The sequence below is a fragment of the Klebsiella sp. JB_Kp031 genome (genome assembly GCF_040064295.1).
Lineage (GTDB): Bacteria > Pseudomonadota > Gammaproteobacteria > Enterobacterales > Enterobacteriaceae > Klebsiella > Klebsiella quasipneumoniae.
In genome coordinates this window covers 12,094-26,235 of record NZ_JBEAJW010000008.1, presented here as the reverse complement: position 1 = coordinate 26,235, position 14,142 = coordinate 12,094, and the positions used below count along the sequence as shown (strand labels likewise).

The following is a 14,142-nucleotide window of genomic DNA, read 5'->3' as shown; positions in this document are numbered from 1 at the left end:
CGGGCGACAACATCAAAATGGTTGTTACCCTGATCCACCCGATCGCGATGGACGACGGTCTGCGTTTCGCAATCCGTGAAGGCGGCCGTACCGTTGGCGCGGGCGTTGTAGCTAAAGTTCTGGGCTAATTCGTTAGCTTTGAATAAAAAAGGGCGCTTCGGCGCCCTTTTTGCTGTCCGTCGTTCAGCGAAAAAGGCGGTTATGCTGGCGATTCATAACGTGCGCTGCGGCGGATAATGAGTAAATGGTCTATTGTAATCATAACTATTCTCATTTAATATTTGTGCATAAATTGAACGGGAGTTTATATGTACGTTTGTTTGTGCAATGGCATCAGCGATAAAAAAATTCGCCAGGTTGTCCGCCAGTTTCAACCGCAATCTTTTCAGCAATTACGTAAGTTTGTTCCCGTTGGAAATCAATGCGGTAAGTGTGTTCGCGCGGCGCGGGAAGTTATGGAAGATGAATTAACCACCATGCCGGAATTCAAAGAAATCGCCTGAAGTCCACGCTTCTCTTTTGACATCCCTATAGGCCGGACTACGCTTCAATGAGTGGAAGCGGAGGGACTATATAATGAAAGGTGATGTCAAAATCATAAGTTATCTCAATAAATTATTGGGAAATGAGCTGGTCGCAATTAATCAGTACTTTCTCCATGCGAGAATGTTCAAAAACTGGGGCCTGATGCGCCTCAACGATATCGAGTACCACGAATCCATCGACGAAATGAAGCATGCCGATAAATACATCGAGCGTATTCTTTTTCTCGAAGGTATCCCTAATCTGCAGGATCTCGGCAAACTTGGCATCGGTGAAGATGTGGAAGAGATGCTGCAGTCCGATTTAAGACTGGAGCTGGAAGGGGCGCAAAATCTGCGCGAGGCGATCGCCTACGCCGACAGCGTCCATGACTACGTCAGCCGCGATATGATGATTGAGATCCTGGCGGATGAAGAAGGCCATATTGACTGGCTGGAAACCGAACTCGATCTGATCGGCAAAATCGGCCTGCAAAATTACCTGCAGTCGCAGATCAAAGTGTCAGACTAGCCAGCGTCTGACACCCGCACCAGAAACCCGCGGCCGCCAGAAATGGCCCAAACGGCAGCGGGTTGTGCCCCCTCCATTTACTGCTCCCGCCGTACCTGGCGTGCAAACCTGATACTGCCCACACCGTGCCGGCGAGCAGCGATGCCACCAGTAGCAGCTGCGGCAACAATTGCCAGCCATGCCAGGCGCCTAGGGCGGCGAGATATTTGATATCCCCATACCCCAACCCCTCATAGCCGCGGATCCCGCGATATAGCCAGTAAAGCGCAGCCAAACATAGATAGCCGCCTATCGCCCCCCAGACGGCATCATGAAGCTGGTGCGGCGCCAGACAAAGATAAAAAAGTAAACCGCTCCACAGCAGGGGACAGGTGTAACGGTCGGGCAGCAGGCCGTGACGCAGGTCCTGGTGGCATAAGGCTAAGGTCAATCCGCTATAACACAGCAAGAAGGGGAGGGCGGCGAGCATGGTTAACCCCGTAATCGTCAAAGAACATCGCCTCACTATGCTTATTGACCCCCGTTTGGTGCAAAAAGGACTTTCCAGGAATGGATGGCGCCATCCGCGTTAATTTGCCGTGTTTTCGGCACGTACAATTCTCTAGCGCGAAGGCGCGCAAATCCTGGTGATGATTTTCTAAACAGCACTTGCGTAGCGCCAGAATTTGCGTATAATGCGCGGGCTTGTCAAAGTTGACGGCCGGTTCAATATGAACCCTGGTAATCGCAGTTGGGTTATCAAACAATGTCCCCAATCGGGGGGCTATGTAAGAACGGTTACACTCTCCCATCAATCGTAATGGGTATGAGGAGTAATCATTTCGTCTATAAAATAATTGGAGCTCTGGTCTCATGCAGAACCAAAGAATCCGTATCCGCCTGAAAGCGTTTGATCATCGTCTGATCGATCAATCAACCGCGGAAATCGTCGAGACTGCTAAGCGCACTGGTGCGCAAGTCCGTGGTCCGATCCCGCTGCCGACCCGCAAAGAGCGCTTTACCGTTCTGATCTCCCCGCACGTCAACAAAGACGCGCGTGACCAGTACGAAATTCGCACTCACAAGCGTCTGGTTGACATCGTTGAGCCAACTGAAAAAACCGTTGATGCTCTGATGCGTCTGGATCTGGCTGCCGGTGTAGACGTGCAGATCAGCCTGGGTTAATCAGGTCATCGAGCGATTGAGAGGTTGAAACAATGATTGGTTTAGTCGGTAAAAAAGTGGGCATGACCCGCATCTTCACTGAAGATGGCGTTTCTATCCCAGTAACCGTAATCGAAGTTGAAGCAAACCGTGTTACTCAGGTTAAAGACCTGGCTAACGATGGCTACCGCGCAATCCAGGTTACCACCGGTGCTAAAAAAGCTAACCGTGTAACCAAGCCGGAAGCGGGTCACTTCGCTAAAGCTGGCGTTGAAGCTGGCCGTGGTCTGTGGGAATTCCGTCTGGCTGACGGCGAAGAATTCACCGTAGGTCAGAACATTAGCGTTGAACTGTTTGCTGACGTTAAAAAAGTTGACGTAACCGGTACCTCTAAAGGTAAAGGTTTTGCTGGTACCGTTAAGCGCTGGAACTTCCGTACCCAGGACGCTACTCACGGTAACTCCTTGTCTCACCGCGTTCCGGGTTCTATCGGTCAGAACCAGACTCCGGGCAAAGTGTTCAAAGGCAAGAAAATGGCAGGTCAGCTGGGTAATGAGCGTGTAACCGTTCAGAGCCTGGACGTAGTACGTGTTGACGCTGAGCGCAACCTGCTGCTGGTTAAAGGTGCTGTCCCGGGTGCGACCGGTAGCGACCTGATCGTTAAACCAGCTGTGAAGGCGTGAGGAGATAGCAATGGAATTAGTATTGAAAGACGCGCAGAGCGCGCTGACTGTTTCCGAAACTACCTTCGGTCGTGATTTCAACGAAGCGCTGGTTCACCAGGTTGTTGTTGCTTATGCAGCTGGTGCGCGTCAGGGCACTCGTGCTCAGAAGACTCGTGCTGAAATCACTGGCTCCGGTAAAAAACCGTGGCGCCAGAAAGGTACCGGCCGTGCGCGTTCTGGTTCTATCAAGAGCCCGATCTGGCGTTCCGGTGGCGTGACCTTTGCTGCTCGTCCGCAGGACCACAGTCAAAAAGTTAACAAGAAGATGTACCGCGGCGCGCTGAAAAGCATCCTGTCCGAACTGGTACGTCAGGATCGTCTGATCGTTGTCGAGAAGTTCTCTGTTGAAGCGCCGAAAACTAAGCTGCTGGCACAGAAACTGAAAGACATGGCTCTGGAAGATGTGCTGATCATCACCGGTGAGCTGGACGAGAACCTGTTCCTGGCCGCACGTAACCTGCACAAGGTTGACGTACGTGATGCGAACGGTATCGACCCGGTTAGCCTGATCGCCTTCGACAAAGTCGTAATGACTGCTGATGCTGTTAAGCAAGTTGAGGAGATGCTGGCATGATTCGTGAAGAACGTCTGCTGAAGGTGCTGCGCGCACCGCACGTTTCTGAAAAAGCGTCTACTGCGATGGAAAAAACAAACACCATCGTTCTCAAAGTTGCTAAAGACGCGACCAAAGCAGAAATCAAAGCTGCTGTGCAGAAACTGTTTGAAGTCGAAGTCGAAGTCGTTAACACCCTGGTTGTTAAAGGGAAAGTTAAACGTCACGGACAGCGTATCGGTCGTCGTAGCGACTGGAAAAAAGCTTACGTCACCCTGAAAGAAGGCCAGAATCTGGACTTCGTTGGCGGCGCTGAGTAAGTCGGAGGAGTAATACAATGGCAGTTGTTAAATGTAAACCGACATCTCCGGGTCGTCGCCACGTCGTTAAAGTGGTTAACCCAGAGCTGCACAAGGGCAAACCTTTTGCTCCGTTGCTGGAAAAAAACAGCAAATCCGGTGGTCGTAACAACAATGGCCGTATCACCACCCGTCATATCGGTGGTGGCCACAAGCAGGCTTACCGTATTGTTGACTTCAAACGCAACAAAGATGGTATCCCGGCAGTTGTTGAACGTCTTGAGTACGATCCGAACCGCTCCGCGAACATCGCGCTGGTTCTGTACAAAGACGGCGAGCGCCGTTACATCCTGGCCCCGAAAGGCCTGAAAGCTGGCGACCAGATTCAGTCTGGCGTTGATGCTGCAATCAAAGCAGGCAACACCCTGCCGATGCGCAATATCCCGGTTGGTTCTACCGTTCATAACGTAGAAATGAAACCAGGTAAAGGCGGTCAGCTGGCTCGTTCCGCTGGTACTTACGTTCAGATCGTTGCTCGCGACGGTGCTTATGTCACCCTGCGTCTGCGTTCTGGTGAAATGCGTAAAGTCGAAGCAGACTGCCGCGCTACTCTGGGCGAAGTTGGCAATGCTGAGCATATGCTGCGCGTTCTGGGTAAAGCAGGTGCTGCACGCTGGCGTGGTGTTCGTCCTACCGTTCGCGGTACTGCGATGAACCCAGTAGACCACCCACATGGTGGTGGTGAAGGTCGTAACTTTGGTAAGCACCCGGTATCCCCGTGGGGCCTGCAGACCAAAGGTAAGAAGACCCGCAGCAACAAGCGTACTGATAAATTCATCGTACGTCGCCGTAGCAAATAATTTTAGAGGATAAGCCATGCCACGTTCTCTCAAGAAAGGTCCTTTTATTGACCTGCACTTGCTGAAGAAGGTAGAGAAAGCGGTGGAAAGCGGAGACAAGAAGCCCCTGCGCACTTGGTCCCGTCGTTCAACGATCTTTCCTAACATGATCGGTTTGACCATCGCTGTCCATAATGGTCGTCAGCACGTTCCAGTATTTGTTTCCGACGAAATGGTCGGTCACAAACTGGGTGAATTCGCACCGACTCGTACTTATCGCGGCCACGCTGCTGATAAAAAAGCGAAGAAGAAATAAGGTAGGAGGAAGAGATGGAAACTTTAGCTCAACATCGCCATGCTCGTTCTTCTGCTCAGAAGGTTCGCCTTGTAGCTGACCTGATTCGCGGTAAGAAAGTGTCGCAGGCCCTGGATATTCTGACCTACACCAACAAAAAAGCTGCTGTACTGGTCAAGAAGGTACTGGAATCTGCCATTGCTAACGCTGAACACAACGATGGCGCTGACATTGATGATCTGAAAGTTGCGAAAATTTTCGTAGACGAAGGCCCGAGCATGAAGCGCATTATGCCGCGTGCTAAAGGTCGTGCAGATCGCATCCTGAAGCGCACCAGCCACATCACTGTGGTTGTGTCCGATCGCTGAGACTCTGGAGACTAGCAATGGGTCAGAAAGTACATCCTAATGGTATTCGCCTGGGTATTGTCAAACCATGGAACTCTACCTGGTTCGCGAACACCAAAGAATTCGCTGACAACCTGGACAGCGATTTTAAAGTACGTCAGTTCCTGACTAAAGAACTGGCTAAAGCGTCTGTATCTCGCATCGTTATCGAGCGTCCGGCTAAGAGCATCCGTGTGACCATTCACACCGCTCGCCCGGGTATCGTTATCGGTAAGAAAGGCGAAGACGTAGAAAAACTGCGCAAGGTCGTAGCGGATATCGCTGGCGTACCTGCACAGATCAATATCGCCGAAGTTCGTAAACCTGAACTGGACGCAAAACTGGTTGCTGACAGCATCACTTCTCAGCTGGAACGTCGCGTTATGTTCCGTCGTGCGATGAAGCGTGCTGTACAGAACGCAATGCGTCTGGGCGCTAAAGGTATCAAAGTTGAAGTTAGCGGCCGTCTGGGCGGCGCGGAAATCGCACGTACCGAATGGTACCGTGAAGGTCGCGTACCGCTGCACACTCTGCGTGCTGACATCGACTACAACACCTCTGAAGCGCACACCACTTACGGTGTAATCGGCGTTAAGGTATGGATCTTCAAAGGTGAGATCCTGGGTGGTATGGCTGCTGTTGAACAACCGGAACCGGCTGCTCAACCTAAAAAGCAGCAGCGTAAAGGCCGTAAATAAGGAGCGTCGCTGATGTTACAACCAAAGCGTACAAAATTCCGTAAAGTGCACAAAGGCCGCAACCGTGGTCTGGCGCAGGGTACGGATGTTAGCTTCGGCACTTTCGGTCTGAAAGCTGTTGGCCGTGGTCGTCTGACTGCACGTCAGATCGAAGCAGCACGTCGTGCTATGACCCGTGCAGTTAAGCGTCAAGGTAAGATCTGGATCCGTGTATTCCCGGACAAACCGATCACCGAGAAGCCGCTGGAAGTTCGTATGGGTAAAGGTAAAGGTAACGTGGAGTACTGGGTTGCCTTGATTCAGCCGGGTAAAGTCCTGTATGAAATGGACGGTGTACCGGAAGAGCTGGCCCGTGAAGCATTCGGCCTGGCAGCAGCGAAACTGCCGATCAAAACCACCTTTGTAACTAAGACGGTGATGTAATGAAAGCAAAAGAGCTGCGTGAAAAAAGCGTTGAAGAGCTGAACGCTGAGCTGCTGAACCTGCTGCGTGAGCAGTTCAACCTGCGCATGCAGGCTGCAAGTGGCCAGCTGCAACAGACTCATCTGCTGAAGCAAGTGCGTCGTGATGTTGCACGCGTTAAGACTTTACTGACTCAGAAGGCGGGTGCGTAATGACCGATAAAATCCGTACTCTGCAAGGTCGCGTAGTTAGCGACAAAATGGAGAAATCCATTGTTGTTGCTATCGAACGTATGGTGAAACACCCGGTTTACGGCAAATTCATCAAACGTACGACCAAACTGCACGTACATGACGAGAACAACGAATGCGGTATCGGCGACAAGGTTGAAATCCGCGAATGCCGTCCGCTGTCCAAGACTAAGTCCTGGACGCTGGTTCGCGTTGTAGAGAAAGCGGTTCTGTAATAGAGTACGCATTCTCGATACGGATAAACGGCTCAGCGATGAGCCGTTTATTTTTTCTACCCATATCTGGTTTGTGGTGTTATAATGCCGCGCCCTCGATATGGGGCTTTTTAACGACCCTAATTTTCGGGTCTCAGTAGTAGTTGACATTAGCGGAGCACTAAAATGATCCAAGAACAGACTATGCTGAACGTCGCCGACAACTCCGGTGCACGTCGCGTAATGTGTATCAAGGTTCTGGGTGGCTCGCACCGTCGCTACGCAGGCGTAGGCGACATCATCAAGATCACCATCAAAGAAGCAATTCCGCGTGGTAAGGTCAAAAAAGGTGATGTGCTGAAGGCGGTAGTGGTGCGCACCAAGAAGGGTGTTCGTCGCCCGGACGGTTCTGTCATTCGCTTCGATGGTAATGCATGCGTTATTCTGAACAATAACAGCGAGCAGCCTATCGGTACGCGTATTTTTGGGCCGGTAACTCGTGAACTTCGTACCGAGAAGTTCATGAAAATTATCTCTCTGGCACCAGAAGTACTCTAAGGAGCGAATCATGGCAGCGAAAATCCGTCGTGATGACGAAGTTATCGTGTTAACCGGTAAAGATAAAGGTAAGCGCGGTAAAGTTAAGAATGTCCTGTCTTCCGGCAAGGTCATTGTTGAAGGTATCAACCTGGTTAAGAAACACCAGAAGCCGGTTCCGGCTCTGAACCAACCAGGCGGCATCGTTGAAAAAGAAGCTGCAATTCAGGTTTCTAACGTTGCAATCTTCAATGCGGCAACCGGCAAGGCTGACCGTGTAGGCTTTAGATTCGAAGACGGCAAAAAAGTCCGTTTCTTCAAGTCTAACAGCGAAACTATCAAGTAATTTGGAGTAGTACGATGGCGAAACTGCATGATTACTACAAAGACGAAGTAGTTAAGAAACTCATGACTGAGTTTAACTACAATTCTGTCATGCAAGTCCCTCGGGTCGAGAAGATCACCCTGAACATGGGTGTTGGTGAAGCGATCGCTGACAAGAAACTGCTGGATAACGCAGCAGCTGACCTGGCAGCAATCTCCGGTCAAAAACCGCTGATCACCAAAGCACGCAAATCAGTTGCAGGCTTCAAAATCCGTCAGGGCTATCCGATCGGCTGTAAAGTAACTCTGCGTGGCGAACGCATGTGGGAGTTCTTTGAGCGCCTGATCACTATTGCTGTACCGCGTATTCGTGACTTCCGCGGCCTGTCCGCTAAGTCTTTCGACGGTCGTGGCAACTACAGCATGGGTGTCCGTGAGCAGATCATCTTCCCAGAAATCGACTACGATAAAGTCGACCGCGTTCGTGGTTTGGATATTACCATTACCACTACTGCGAAATCTGACGAAGAAGGCCGTGCTCTGCTGGCTGCCTTTGACTTCCCGTTCCGCAAGTAAGGTAGGGTTACTTAATGGCTAAGCAATCAATGAAAGCACGCGAAGTAAAGCGCGTGGCTTTAGCTGATAAATTCTTCGCTAAACGCGCTGAACTGAAAGCTATCATCTCTGATGTGAACGCAACCGACGAAGATCGTTGGAATGCCGTTCTCAAGCTGCAGACTCTGCCGCGTGATTCCAGCCCGTCTCGTCAGCGTAACCGCTGCCGTCAAACAGGTCGTCCGCATGGTTTCCTGCGGAAGTTCGGGTTGAGCCGTATTAAGGTCCGTGAAGCCGCTATGCGCGGTGAAATCCCGGGTCTGAAAAAGGCTAGCTGGTAATTGTCACCAATTGAATCACGGGAGTAAAGACAGATGAGCATGCAAGATCCGATCGCGGATATGCTGACCCGTATCCGTAACGGTCAGGCCGCGAACAAAGCTGCGGTCACCATGCCTTCCTCCAAGCTGAAAGTGGCAATCGCCAACGTGCTGAAGGAAGAAGGTTTTATCGAAGATTTTAAAGTTGAAGGCGACACCAAGCCGGAACTGGAACTGACTCTTAAGTATTTCCAGGGTAAAGCTGTTGTAGAAAGCATTCAGCGTGTCAGCCGCCCAGGTCTGCGCATCTATAAGAAAAAAGATGAGCTGCCGAAAGTTATGGCCGGTCTGGGTATCGCAGTTGTTTCTACCTCTAAAGGTGTTATGACTGATCGTGCAGCGCGCCAGGCTGGTCTTGGTGGCGAAATTATCTGCTACGTAGCCTAATCGGAGGAAAAAATGTCTCGTGTTGCTAAAGCACCGGTCGTTGTTCCTGCCGGCGTTGATGTAAAAATCAACGGTCAGGTTATTACGATCAAAGGTAAAAACGGCGAGCTGACTCGTACTCTCAACGATGCTGTTGAAGTTAAACATGCAGATAATGCACTGACCTTCGGTCCGCGTGATGGTTACGCAGACGGTTGGGCTCAGGCTGGTACCGCGCGTGCCCTGCTGAACTCAATGGTTATCGGTGTTACCGAAGGCTTCACTAAGAAGCTGCAGCTGGTTGGTGTAGGTTATCGTGCAGCGGTCAAAGGGAATGTAGTAAACCTGGCTTTAGGTTTCTCTCACCCGGTTGATCATCAGCTGCCTGCGGGTATCACTGCAGAATGTCCGACTCAGACTGAAATCGTGCTGAAAGGCGCTGATAAGCAGGTGATCGGCCAGGTTGCAGCAGATCTGCGCGCCTACCGTCGTCCTGAGCCTTACAAAGGCAAGGGTGTTCGTTACGCCGACGAAGTCGTGCGTACCAAAGAGGCTAAGAAGAAGTAAGGTAACACTATGGATAAGAAATCTGCTCGTATCCGTCGTGCGACCCGCGCACGCCGCAAGCTCCAGGAGCTGGGCGCAACTCGCCTGGTGGTACATCGTACCCCGCGTCACATTTACGCACAGGTAATTGCACCGAATGGTTCTGAAGTTCTGGTAGCTGCTTCTACTGTAGAAAAAGCTATCGCTGAACAACTGAAGTACACCGGTAACAAAGACGCTGCTGCAGCTGTGGGTAAAGCTGTCGCTGAACGCGCTCTGGAAAAAGGCATCAAAGATGTTTCCTTTGACCGTTCCGGGTTCCAATATCATGGTCGTGTCCAGGCACTGGCAGATGCTGCCCGTGAAGCTGGCCTTCAGTTCTAAGGTAGAGGTGTAAGATGGCTCACATCGAAAAACAAGCTGGCGAACTGCAGGAAAAGCTGATCGCGGTAAACCGCGTATCTAAAACCGTTAAAGGTGGTCGTATTTTCTCCTTCACAGCTCTGACTGTAGTAGGCGATGGCAACGGTCGCGTTGGTTTTGGTTACGGTAAAGCGCGTGAAGTTCCAGCAGCGATCCAGAAAGCGATGGAAAAAGCCCGTCGCAATATGATTAACGTCGCGCTGAACCACGGCACCCTGCAGCACCCGGTTAAGGGTACTCACACGGGTTCTCGTGTATTCATGCAGCCGGCTTCCGAAGGTACCGGTATCATCGCCGGTGGTGCAATGCGCGCCGTTCTGGAAGTCGCTGGGGTTCGTAACGTTCTGGCTAAAGCGTATGGTTCCACTAACCCGATTAACGTGGTTCGTGCAACTATCGACGGTCTGGAAAACATGAAGTCCCCGGATATGGTCGCTGCCAAGCGTGGTAAATCCGTTGAAGAAATTCTGGGGAAATAAACCATGGCAAAGACTATTAAAATTACTCAAACCCGCAGTGCAATCGGTCGTCTGCCGAAACACAAGGCAACGCTGCTTGGCCTGGGTCTGCGTCGTATTGGTCACACCGTAGAGCGCGAGGATACTCCTGCTGTTCGTGGTATGGTCAACGCGGTTTCCTTCATGGTTAAAGTTGAGGAGTAAGAGATGCGTTTAAATACTCTGTCTCCGGCCGAAGGCTCCAAAAAGGCGGGTAAACGCCTGGGTCGTGGTATCGGTTCTGGCCTCGGTAAAACCGGTGGTCGTGGTCACAAAGGTCAGAAATCTCGTTCTGGCGGTGGCGTACGTCGCGGTTTCGAGGGTGGTCAGATGCCTCTGTACCGTCGTCTGCCGAAATTCGGCTTCACTTCTCGTAAAGCGATGATCACCGCAGAGATCCGTCTCTCCGATCTGGCTCACGTAGAAGGCGATGTAGTAGACCTGAACGCGCTGAAAGCGGCTAACATTATCGGTGTCCAGATCGAGTTCGCGAAAGTGATCCTGTCTGGTGAGGTAACTCGTCCGGTAACTGTTCGTGGCCTGCGTGTGACTAAAGGTGCTCGTGCTGCTATCGAAGCTGCTGGCGGTAAAATTGAGGAATAAGTAGCAGATGGCTAAACAACCGGGATTAGATTTTCAAAGTGCCAAAGGTGGCCTTGGCGAACTGAAACGCAGACTTCTGTTTGTGGTCGGTGCGCTGATAGTGTTCCGTATTGGCTCTTTTATTCCGATCCCTGGTATTGATGCCGCTGTACTTGCCAAACTGCTTGAGCAACAGCGAGGCACCATCATTGAAATGTTCAACATGTTCTCTGGTGGTGCTCTCAGCCGTGCTTCTATCTTTGCACTGGGGATTATGCCGTACATTTCGGCATCAATCATCGTGCAGCTGCTGACGGTGGTTTATCAACCGCTGGCAGAACTGAAGAAAGAAGGGGAGTCTGGTCGTCGTAAGATCAGCCAGTACACCCGCTACGGTACTCTGGTGCTGGCGATATTCCAGTCGATCGGTATTGCTACCGGTCTGCCGAATATGCCTGGTATGCAGGGCCTGGTGATTAATCCAGGCTTTGCATTCTATTTCACCGCTGTTGTCAGTCTGGTCACAGGGACTATGTTCCTGATGTGGCTCGGCGAACAGATCACTGAACGCGGTATCGGTAACGGTATCTCGATCATTATCTTCGCCGGTATCGTTGCGGGACTCCCGCCGGCCATCGCCCATACTATCGAGCAAGCGCGTCAAGGCGACCTGCACTTCCTCCTGTTGCTGTTGGTTGCAGTATTAGTATTTGCAGTGACCTTCTTTGTTGTATTCGTTGAACGTGGTCAACGCCGCATTGTGGTAAACTACGCGAAACGTCAACAGGGTCGTCGTGTCTATGCTGCACAGAGCACACATTTACCGCTGAAAGTGAATATGGCGGGGGTAATCCCGGCAATCTTCGCTTCCAGTATTATACTGTTCCCGGCAACCATCACGTCATGGTTCGGGGGTGGTACTGGTTGGAACTGGCTGACAACAATTTCGCTGTATTTGCAGCCTGGGCAACCGCTTTATGTGTTACTCTATGCGTCTGCAATCATCTTCTTCTGTTTCTTCTACACGGCGTTGGTTTTCAACCCGCGTGAAACAGCAGATAACCTGAAGAAGTCCGGTGCATTTGTACCAGGAATTCGTCCGGGAGAGCAAACGGCGAAGTATATCGATAAAGTGATGACTCGCCTGACTCTGGTTGGTGCGTTGTACATTACTTTTATCTGCCTGATCCCGGAGTTCATGCGTGACGCGATGAAAGTGCCGTTCTACTTCGGTGGGACCTCGCTGCTTATCGTTGTTGTCGTGATTATGGACTTTATGGCTCAAGTGCAAACTCTGATGATGTCCAGTCAGTATGAGTCTGCATTGAAGAAGGCGAACCTGAAAGGCTACGGCCGCTAAAACTGGTCGCCCGAGAAGTTACGGAGAGTAAAAATGAAAGTTCGTGCTTCCGTCAAGAAATTATGCCGTAACTGCAAAATCGTTAAGCGTGATGGCGTCATCCGTGTGATTTGCAGTGCCGAGCCGAAGCATAAACAGCGCCAAGGCTGATTTTTTCGCATATTTTTCTTGCAAAGTTGGATTGAGCTGGCTAGATTAGCCAGCCAATCTTTTGTATGTCTGTACGTTTCCATTTGAGTATCCTGAAAACGGGCTTTTCAGCATGGTGCGTACATATTAAATAGTAGGAGTGCATAGTGGCCCGTATAGCAGGCATTAACATTCCTGATCACAAACATACCGTAATCGCTTTAACCGCTATTTTCGGTATCGGCAAAACCCGTTCTAAAGCCATCTGCGCTGAAACGGGCATCGCTGAAAATGTTAAGATCAGTGAGCTGTCTGAAGAACAAATTGATATTCTGCGTGAAGCAGTAGGTAAATTTGTCGTTGAAGGTGATCTGCGCCGTGAAATCACCCTGAGCATCAAGCGTCTGATGGACCTTGGTTGCTACCGTGGTTTGCGTCATCGTCGTGGTCTCCCGGTTCGCGGTCAGCGTACCAAGACCAACGCACGTACCCGTAAGGGTCCGCGTAAACCGATCAAGAAATAATCGGGGTGATTGAATAATGGCAAAGGCACCAATTCGTGCACGTAAGCGTGTAAGAAAACAAGTCTCTGACGGCGTGGCTCATATCCATGCTTCTTTTAACAACACCATCGTTACCATTACTGATCGTCAGGGTAACGCACTGGGTTGGGCAACAGCCGGTGGTTCCGGTTTCCGTGGTTCTCGCAAATCCACTCCGTTCGCAGCTCAGGTTGCAGCAGAGCGTTGCGCAGAAGCCGTAAAAGAATACGGCATCAAGAATCTGGAAGTTATGGTCAAAGGTCCGGGTCCGGGTCGCGAATCTACCATTCGTGCACTGAACGCCGCTGGTTTCCGCATCACTAATATTACTGATGTGACTCCGATCCCTCATAACGGTTGTCGTCCGCCGAAAAAACGTCGCGTATAACGCTGCGTTTTCCAGGTTAGTTGGAGAAAGAAAATGGCAAGATATTTGGGTCCTAAGCTCAAGCTGAGCCGTCGTGAGGGCACCGACTTATTCCTTAAGTCTGGCGTTCGCGCGATCGATACCAAGTGTAAAATTGAACAAGCTCCTGGCCAGCACGGTGCGCGTAAGCCGCGTCTGTCTGACTATGGTGTGCAGTTGCGTGAAAAGCAAAAAGTTCGCCGTATGTACGGTGTGCTGGAGCGTCAGTTCCGTAACTACTATAAAGAAGCAGCACGTCTGAAAGGCAACACCGGTGAAAACCTGTTGGCTCTGCTGGAAGGTCGTCTGGACAACGTTGTATACCGTATGGGCTTTGGCGCCACTCGTGCTGAAGCACGCCAGCTGGTTAGCCACAAAGCGATTATGGTAAACGGTCGTGTTGTTAACATCGCTTCTTATCAGGTTAAAGCGAATGACGTTGTCAGCATTCGTGAGAAAGCGAAAAAGCAATCTCGCGTGAAAGCCGCTCTGGAGCTGGCTGAGCAGCGTGAAAAGCCAACCTGGCTGGAAGTTGATGCTGGCAAGATGGAAGGTACGTTCAAGCGTCAGCCGGAGCGTTCTGATCTGTCTGCGGACATTAACGAACACCTGATCGTCGAGCTTTACTCCAAGTAAAGCTTAGTACCAAAGAGAGGA

Annotated in this window: 29 protein-coding genes and 1 pseudogene; 29 read left to right on the top strand and 1 reads right to left on the bottom strand. The window is 51.0% G+C overall.

Annotation, left to right across the window (positions count from 1 at the left end; translation table 11 throughout):
- The 3 genes and pseudogenes from tuf to bfr form a co-directional block, all read left to right on the top strand.
- Positions 1–128, top strand: a pseudogene (tuf, locus tag ABLV64_RS05620) (elongation factor Tu); the annotation flags it as partial.
- A gap of 180 nt (positions 129–308) precedes the next feature.
- A complete protein-coding gene (bfd, locus tag ABLV64_RS05615; RefSeq protein WP_017900608.1) occupies positions 309–503 on the top strand; it encodes a bacterioferritin-associated ferredoxin in 195 nt (64 codons plus the stop codon).
- A 73-nt stretch (positions 504–576) separates the two neighbouring features.
- Positions 577–1,053, top strand: a complete 477-nt coding sequence (bfr, locus tag ABLV64_RS05610; RefSeq protein WP_004206792.1) for a bacterioferritin — start codon at positions 577–579, stop codon at positions 1,051–1,053.
- Here the strand turns inward: bfr and ABLV64_RS05605 are convergent.
- Positions 1,037–1,522: an A24 family peptidase gene (locus ABLV64_RS05605; RefSeq protein WP_130945300.1), complete on the bottom strand. Its 486-nt coding sequence runs from the start codon at positions 1,520–1,522 to the stop codon at positions 1,037–1,039. The two genes, bfr and ABLV64_RS05605, sit on opposite strands and share 17 nt — an antisense overlap.
- Before the next feature lie 383 nt (positions 1,523–1,905).
- On the opposite strand from ABLV64_RS05605, the gene rpsJ reads away from it, so the two are divergent.
- The 26 genes from rpsJ (at position 1,906) to rpsD (ending at position 14,121) form a co-directional block, all read left to right on the top strand.
- Entirely contained in the window at positions 1,906–2,217 is a 312-nt protein-coding gene (gene rpsJ / locus ABLV64_RS05600) for a 30S ribosomal protein S10 (RefSeq protein WP_001181005.1), read from the top strand.
- A 32-nt stretch (positions 2,218–2,249) separates the two neighbouring features.
- Complete coding sequence (rplC, locus tag ABLV64_RS05595) at positions 2,250–2,879, top strand: 50S ribosomal protein L3 (RefSeq protein WP_002919796.1); 630 nt, start codon at positions 2,250–2,252, stop codon at positions 2,877–2,879.
- Positions 2,880–2,889: 10 nt separating this feature from the next.
- Complete coding sequence (gene rplD, locus ABLV64_RS05590) at positions 2,890–3,495, top strand: 50S ribosomal protein L4 (protein WP_002919794.1); 606 nt, start codon at positions 2,890–2,892, stop codon at positions 3,493–3,495.
- Complete coding sequence (rplW, locus tag ABLV64_RS05585; RefSeq protein WP_000617546.1) at positions 3,492–3,794, top strand: 50S ribosomal protein L23; 303 nt, start codon at positions 3,492–3,494, stop codon at positions 3,792–3,794. The genes rplD and rplW overlap by 4 nt, the downstream gene beginning before the upstream one ends.
- 17 nt (positions 3,795–3,811) lie before the next feature.
- Complete coding sequence (gene rplB / locus ABLV64_RS05580) at positions 3,812–4,633, top strand: 50S ribosomal protein L2 (protein WP_002919786.1); 822 nt, start codon at positions 3,812–3,814, stop codon at positions 4,631–4,633.
- A 16-nt stretch (positions 4,634–4,649) separates the two neighbouring features.
- Positions 4,650–4,928, top strand: coding sequence for a 30S ribosomal protein S19 (gene rpsS / locus ABLV64_RS05575; RefSeq protein WP_001138115.1), 279 nt, complete (start codon positions 4,650–4,652; stop codon positions 4,926–4,928).
- Positions 4,929–4,942: 14 nt separating this feature from the next.
- On the top strand, positions 4,943–5,275 hold the full coding sequence (gene rplV / locus ABLV64_RS05570; RefSeq protein WP_002919773.1) for a 50S ribosomal protein L22: 333 nt from the start codon (positions 4,943–4,945) through the stop codon (positions 5,273–5,275).
- Between the two features lie 17 nt (positions 5,276–5,292).
- On the top strand, positions 5,293–5,991 hold the full coding sequence (rpsC, locus tag ABLV64_RS05565; protein ID WP_002919766.1) for a 30S ribosomal protein S3: 699 nt from the start codon (positions 5,293–5,295) through the stop codon (positions 5,989–5,991).
- A gap of 12 nt (positions 5,992–6,003) precedes the next feature.
- The gene (gene rplP, locus ABLV64_RS05560) at positions 6,004–6,414 is read left to right on the top strand and encodes a 50S ribosomal protein L16 (protein WP_002919759.1); all 411 of its coding nucleotides are present in this window, start codon (positions 6,004–6,006) and stop codon (positions 6,412–6,414) included.
- Positions 6,414–6,605, top strand: a complete 192-nt coding sequence (gene rpmC / locus ABLV64_RS05555) for a 50S ribosomal protein L29 (RefSeq protein WP_002919754.1) — start codon at positions 6,414–6,416, stop codon at positions 6,603–6,605. Before rplP ends, rpmC begins: the two co-directional genes overlap by 1 nt.
- The gene (gene rpsQ / locus ABLV64_RS05550; RefSeq protein WP_002919751.1) at positions 6,605–6,859 is read left to right on the top strand and encodes a 30S ribosomal protein S17; all 255 of its coding nucleotides are present in this window, start codon (positions 6,605–6,607) and stop codon (positions 6,857–6,859) included. The genes rpmC and rpsQ overlap by 1 nt, the downstream gene beginning before the upstream one ends.
- A 165-nt stretch (positions 6,860–7,024) precedes the next feature.
- Positions 7,025–7,396 (top strand): 50S ribosomal protein L14, encoded by a 372-nt coding sequence (rplN, locus tag ABLV64_RS05545; RefSeq protein ID WP_002919748.1) that lies wholly within the window; start codon positions 7,025–7,027, stop codon positions 7,394–7,396.
- 10 nt (positions 7,397–7,406) lie between these two features.
- Positions 7,407–7,721: a 50S ribosomal protein L24 gene (rplX, locus tag ABLV64_RS05540; protein WP_000729185.1), complete on the top strand. Its 315-nt coding sequence runs from the start codon at positions 7,407–7,409 to the stop codon at positions 7,719–7,721.
- A 14-nt stretch (positions 7,722–7,735) separates the two neighbouring features.
- Positions 7,736–8,275 (top strand): 50S ribosomal protein L5, encoded by a 540-nt coding sequence (rplE, locus tag ABLV64_RS05535; RefSeq protein ID WP_001096200.1) that lies wholly within the window; start codon positions 7,736–7,738, stop codon positions 8,273–8,275.
- 14 nt (positions 8,276–8,289) lie between these two features.
- Entirely contained in the window at positions 8,290–8,595 is a 306-nt protein-coding gene (rpsN, locus tag ABLV64_RS05530; RefSeq protein ID WP_002919667.1) for a 30S ribosomal protein S14, read from the top strand.
- Between the two features lie 33 nt (positions 8,596–8,628).
- Positions 8,629–9,021, top strand: a complete 393-nt coding sequence (gene rpsH / locus ABLV64_RS05525) for a 30S ribosomal protein S8 (RefSeq protein ID WP_002919665.1) — start codon at positions 8,629–8,631, stop codon at positions 9,019–9,021.
- A gap of 12 nt (positions 9,022–9,033) precedes the next feature.
- On the top strand, positions 9,034–9,567 hold the full coding sequence (rplF, locus tag ABLV64_RS05520) for a 50S ribosomal protein L6 (RefSeq protein WP_002919662.1): 534 nt from the start codon (positions 9,034–9,036) through the stop codon (positions 9,565–9,567).
- Positions 9,568–9,576: 9 nt separating this feature from the next.
- A complete protein-coding gene (gene rplR / locus ABLV64_RS05515; RefSeq protein ID WP_000358960.1) occupies positions 9,577–9,930 on the top strand; it encodes a 50S ribosomal protein L18 in 354 nt (117 codons plus the stop codon).
- Positions 9,931–9,944: 14 nt separating this feature from the next.
- On the top strand, positions 9,945–10,448 hold the full coding sequence (gene rpsE, locus ABLV64_RS05510; protein WP_002919545.1) for a 30S ribosomal protein S5: 504 nt from the start codon (positions 9,945–9,947) through the stop codon (positions 10,446–10,448).
- A gap of 3 nt (positions 10,449–10,451) precedes the next feature.
- A complete protein-coding gene (rpmD, locus tag ABLV64_RS05505; protein ID WP_001140434.1) occupies positions 10,452–10,631 on the top strand; it encodes a 50S ribosomal protein L30 in 180 nt (59 codons plus the stop codon).
- 3 nt (positions 10,632–10,634) lie between these two features.
- Positions 10,635–11,069 (top strand): 50S ribosomal protein L15, encoded by a 435-nt coding sequence (rplO, locus tag ABLV64_RS05500; protein ID WP_002919516.1) that lies wholly within the window; start codon positions 10,635–10,637, stop codon positions 11,067–11,069.
- A 7-nt stretch (positions 11,070–11,076) separates the two neighbouring features.
- Positions 11,077–12,408 carry a preprotein translocase subunit SecY gene (gene secY, locus ABLV64_RS05495; RefSeq protein ID WP_002919515.1) on the top strand — a complete coding sequence of 444 codons (1,332 nt, stop codon included), beginning with the start codon at positions 11,077–11,079 and terminating at the stop codon, positions 12,406–12,408.
- A 33-nt stretch (positions 12,409–12,441) separates the two neighbouring features.
- A complete protein-coding gene (gene rpmJ / locus ABLV64_RS05490) occupies positions 12,442–12,558 on the top strand; it encodes a 50S ribosomal protein L36 (protein WP_000868187.1) in 117 nt (38 codons plus the stop codon).
- A 146-nt stretch (positions 12,559–12,704) separates the two neighbouring features.
- On the top strand, positions 12,705–13,061 hold the full coding sequence (rpsM, locus tag ABLV64_RS05485; protein ID WP_002919259.1) for a 30S ribosomal protein S13: 357 nt from the start codon (positions 12,705–12,707) through the stop codon (positions 13,059–13,061).
- Positions 13,062–13,077: 16 nt separating this feature from the next.
- Positions 13,078–13,467: a 30S ribosomal protein S11 gene (rpsK, locus tag ABLV64_RS05480; protein ID WP_002919257.1), complete on the top strand. Its 390-nt coding sequence runs from the start codon at positions 13,078–13,080 to the stop codon at positions 13,465–13,467.
- Between the two features lie 33 nt (positions 13,468–13,500).
- Entirely contained in the window at positions 13,501–14,121 is a 621-nt protein-coding gene (rpsD, locus tag ABLV64_RS05475) for a 30S ribosomal protein S4 (protein ID WP_002919224.1), read from the top strand.
- Positions 14,122–14,142: the final 21 nt, after the last annotated feature.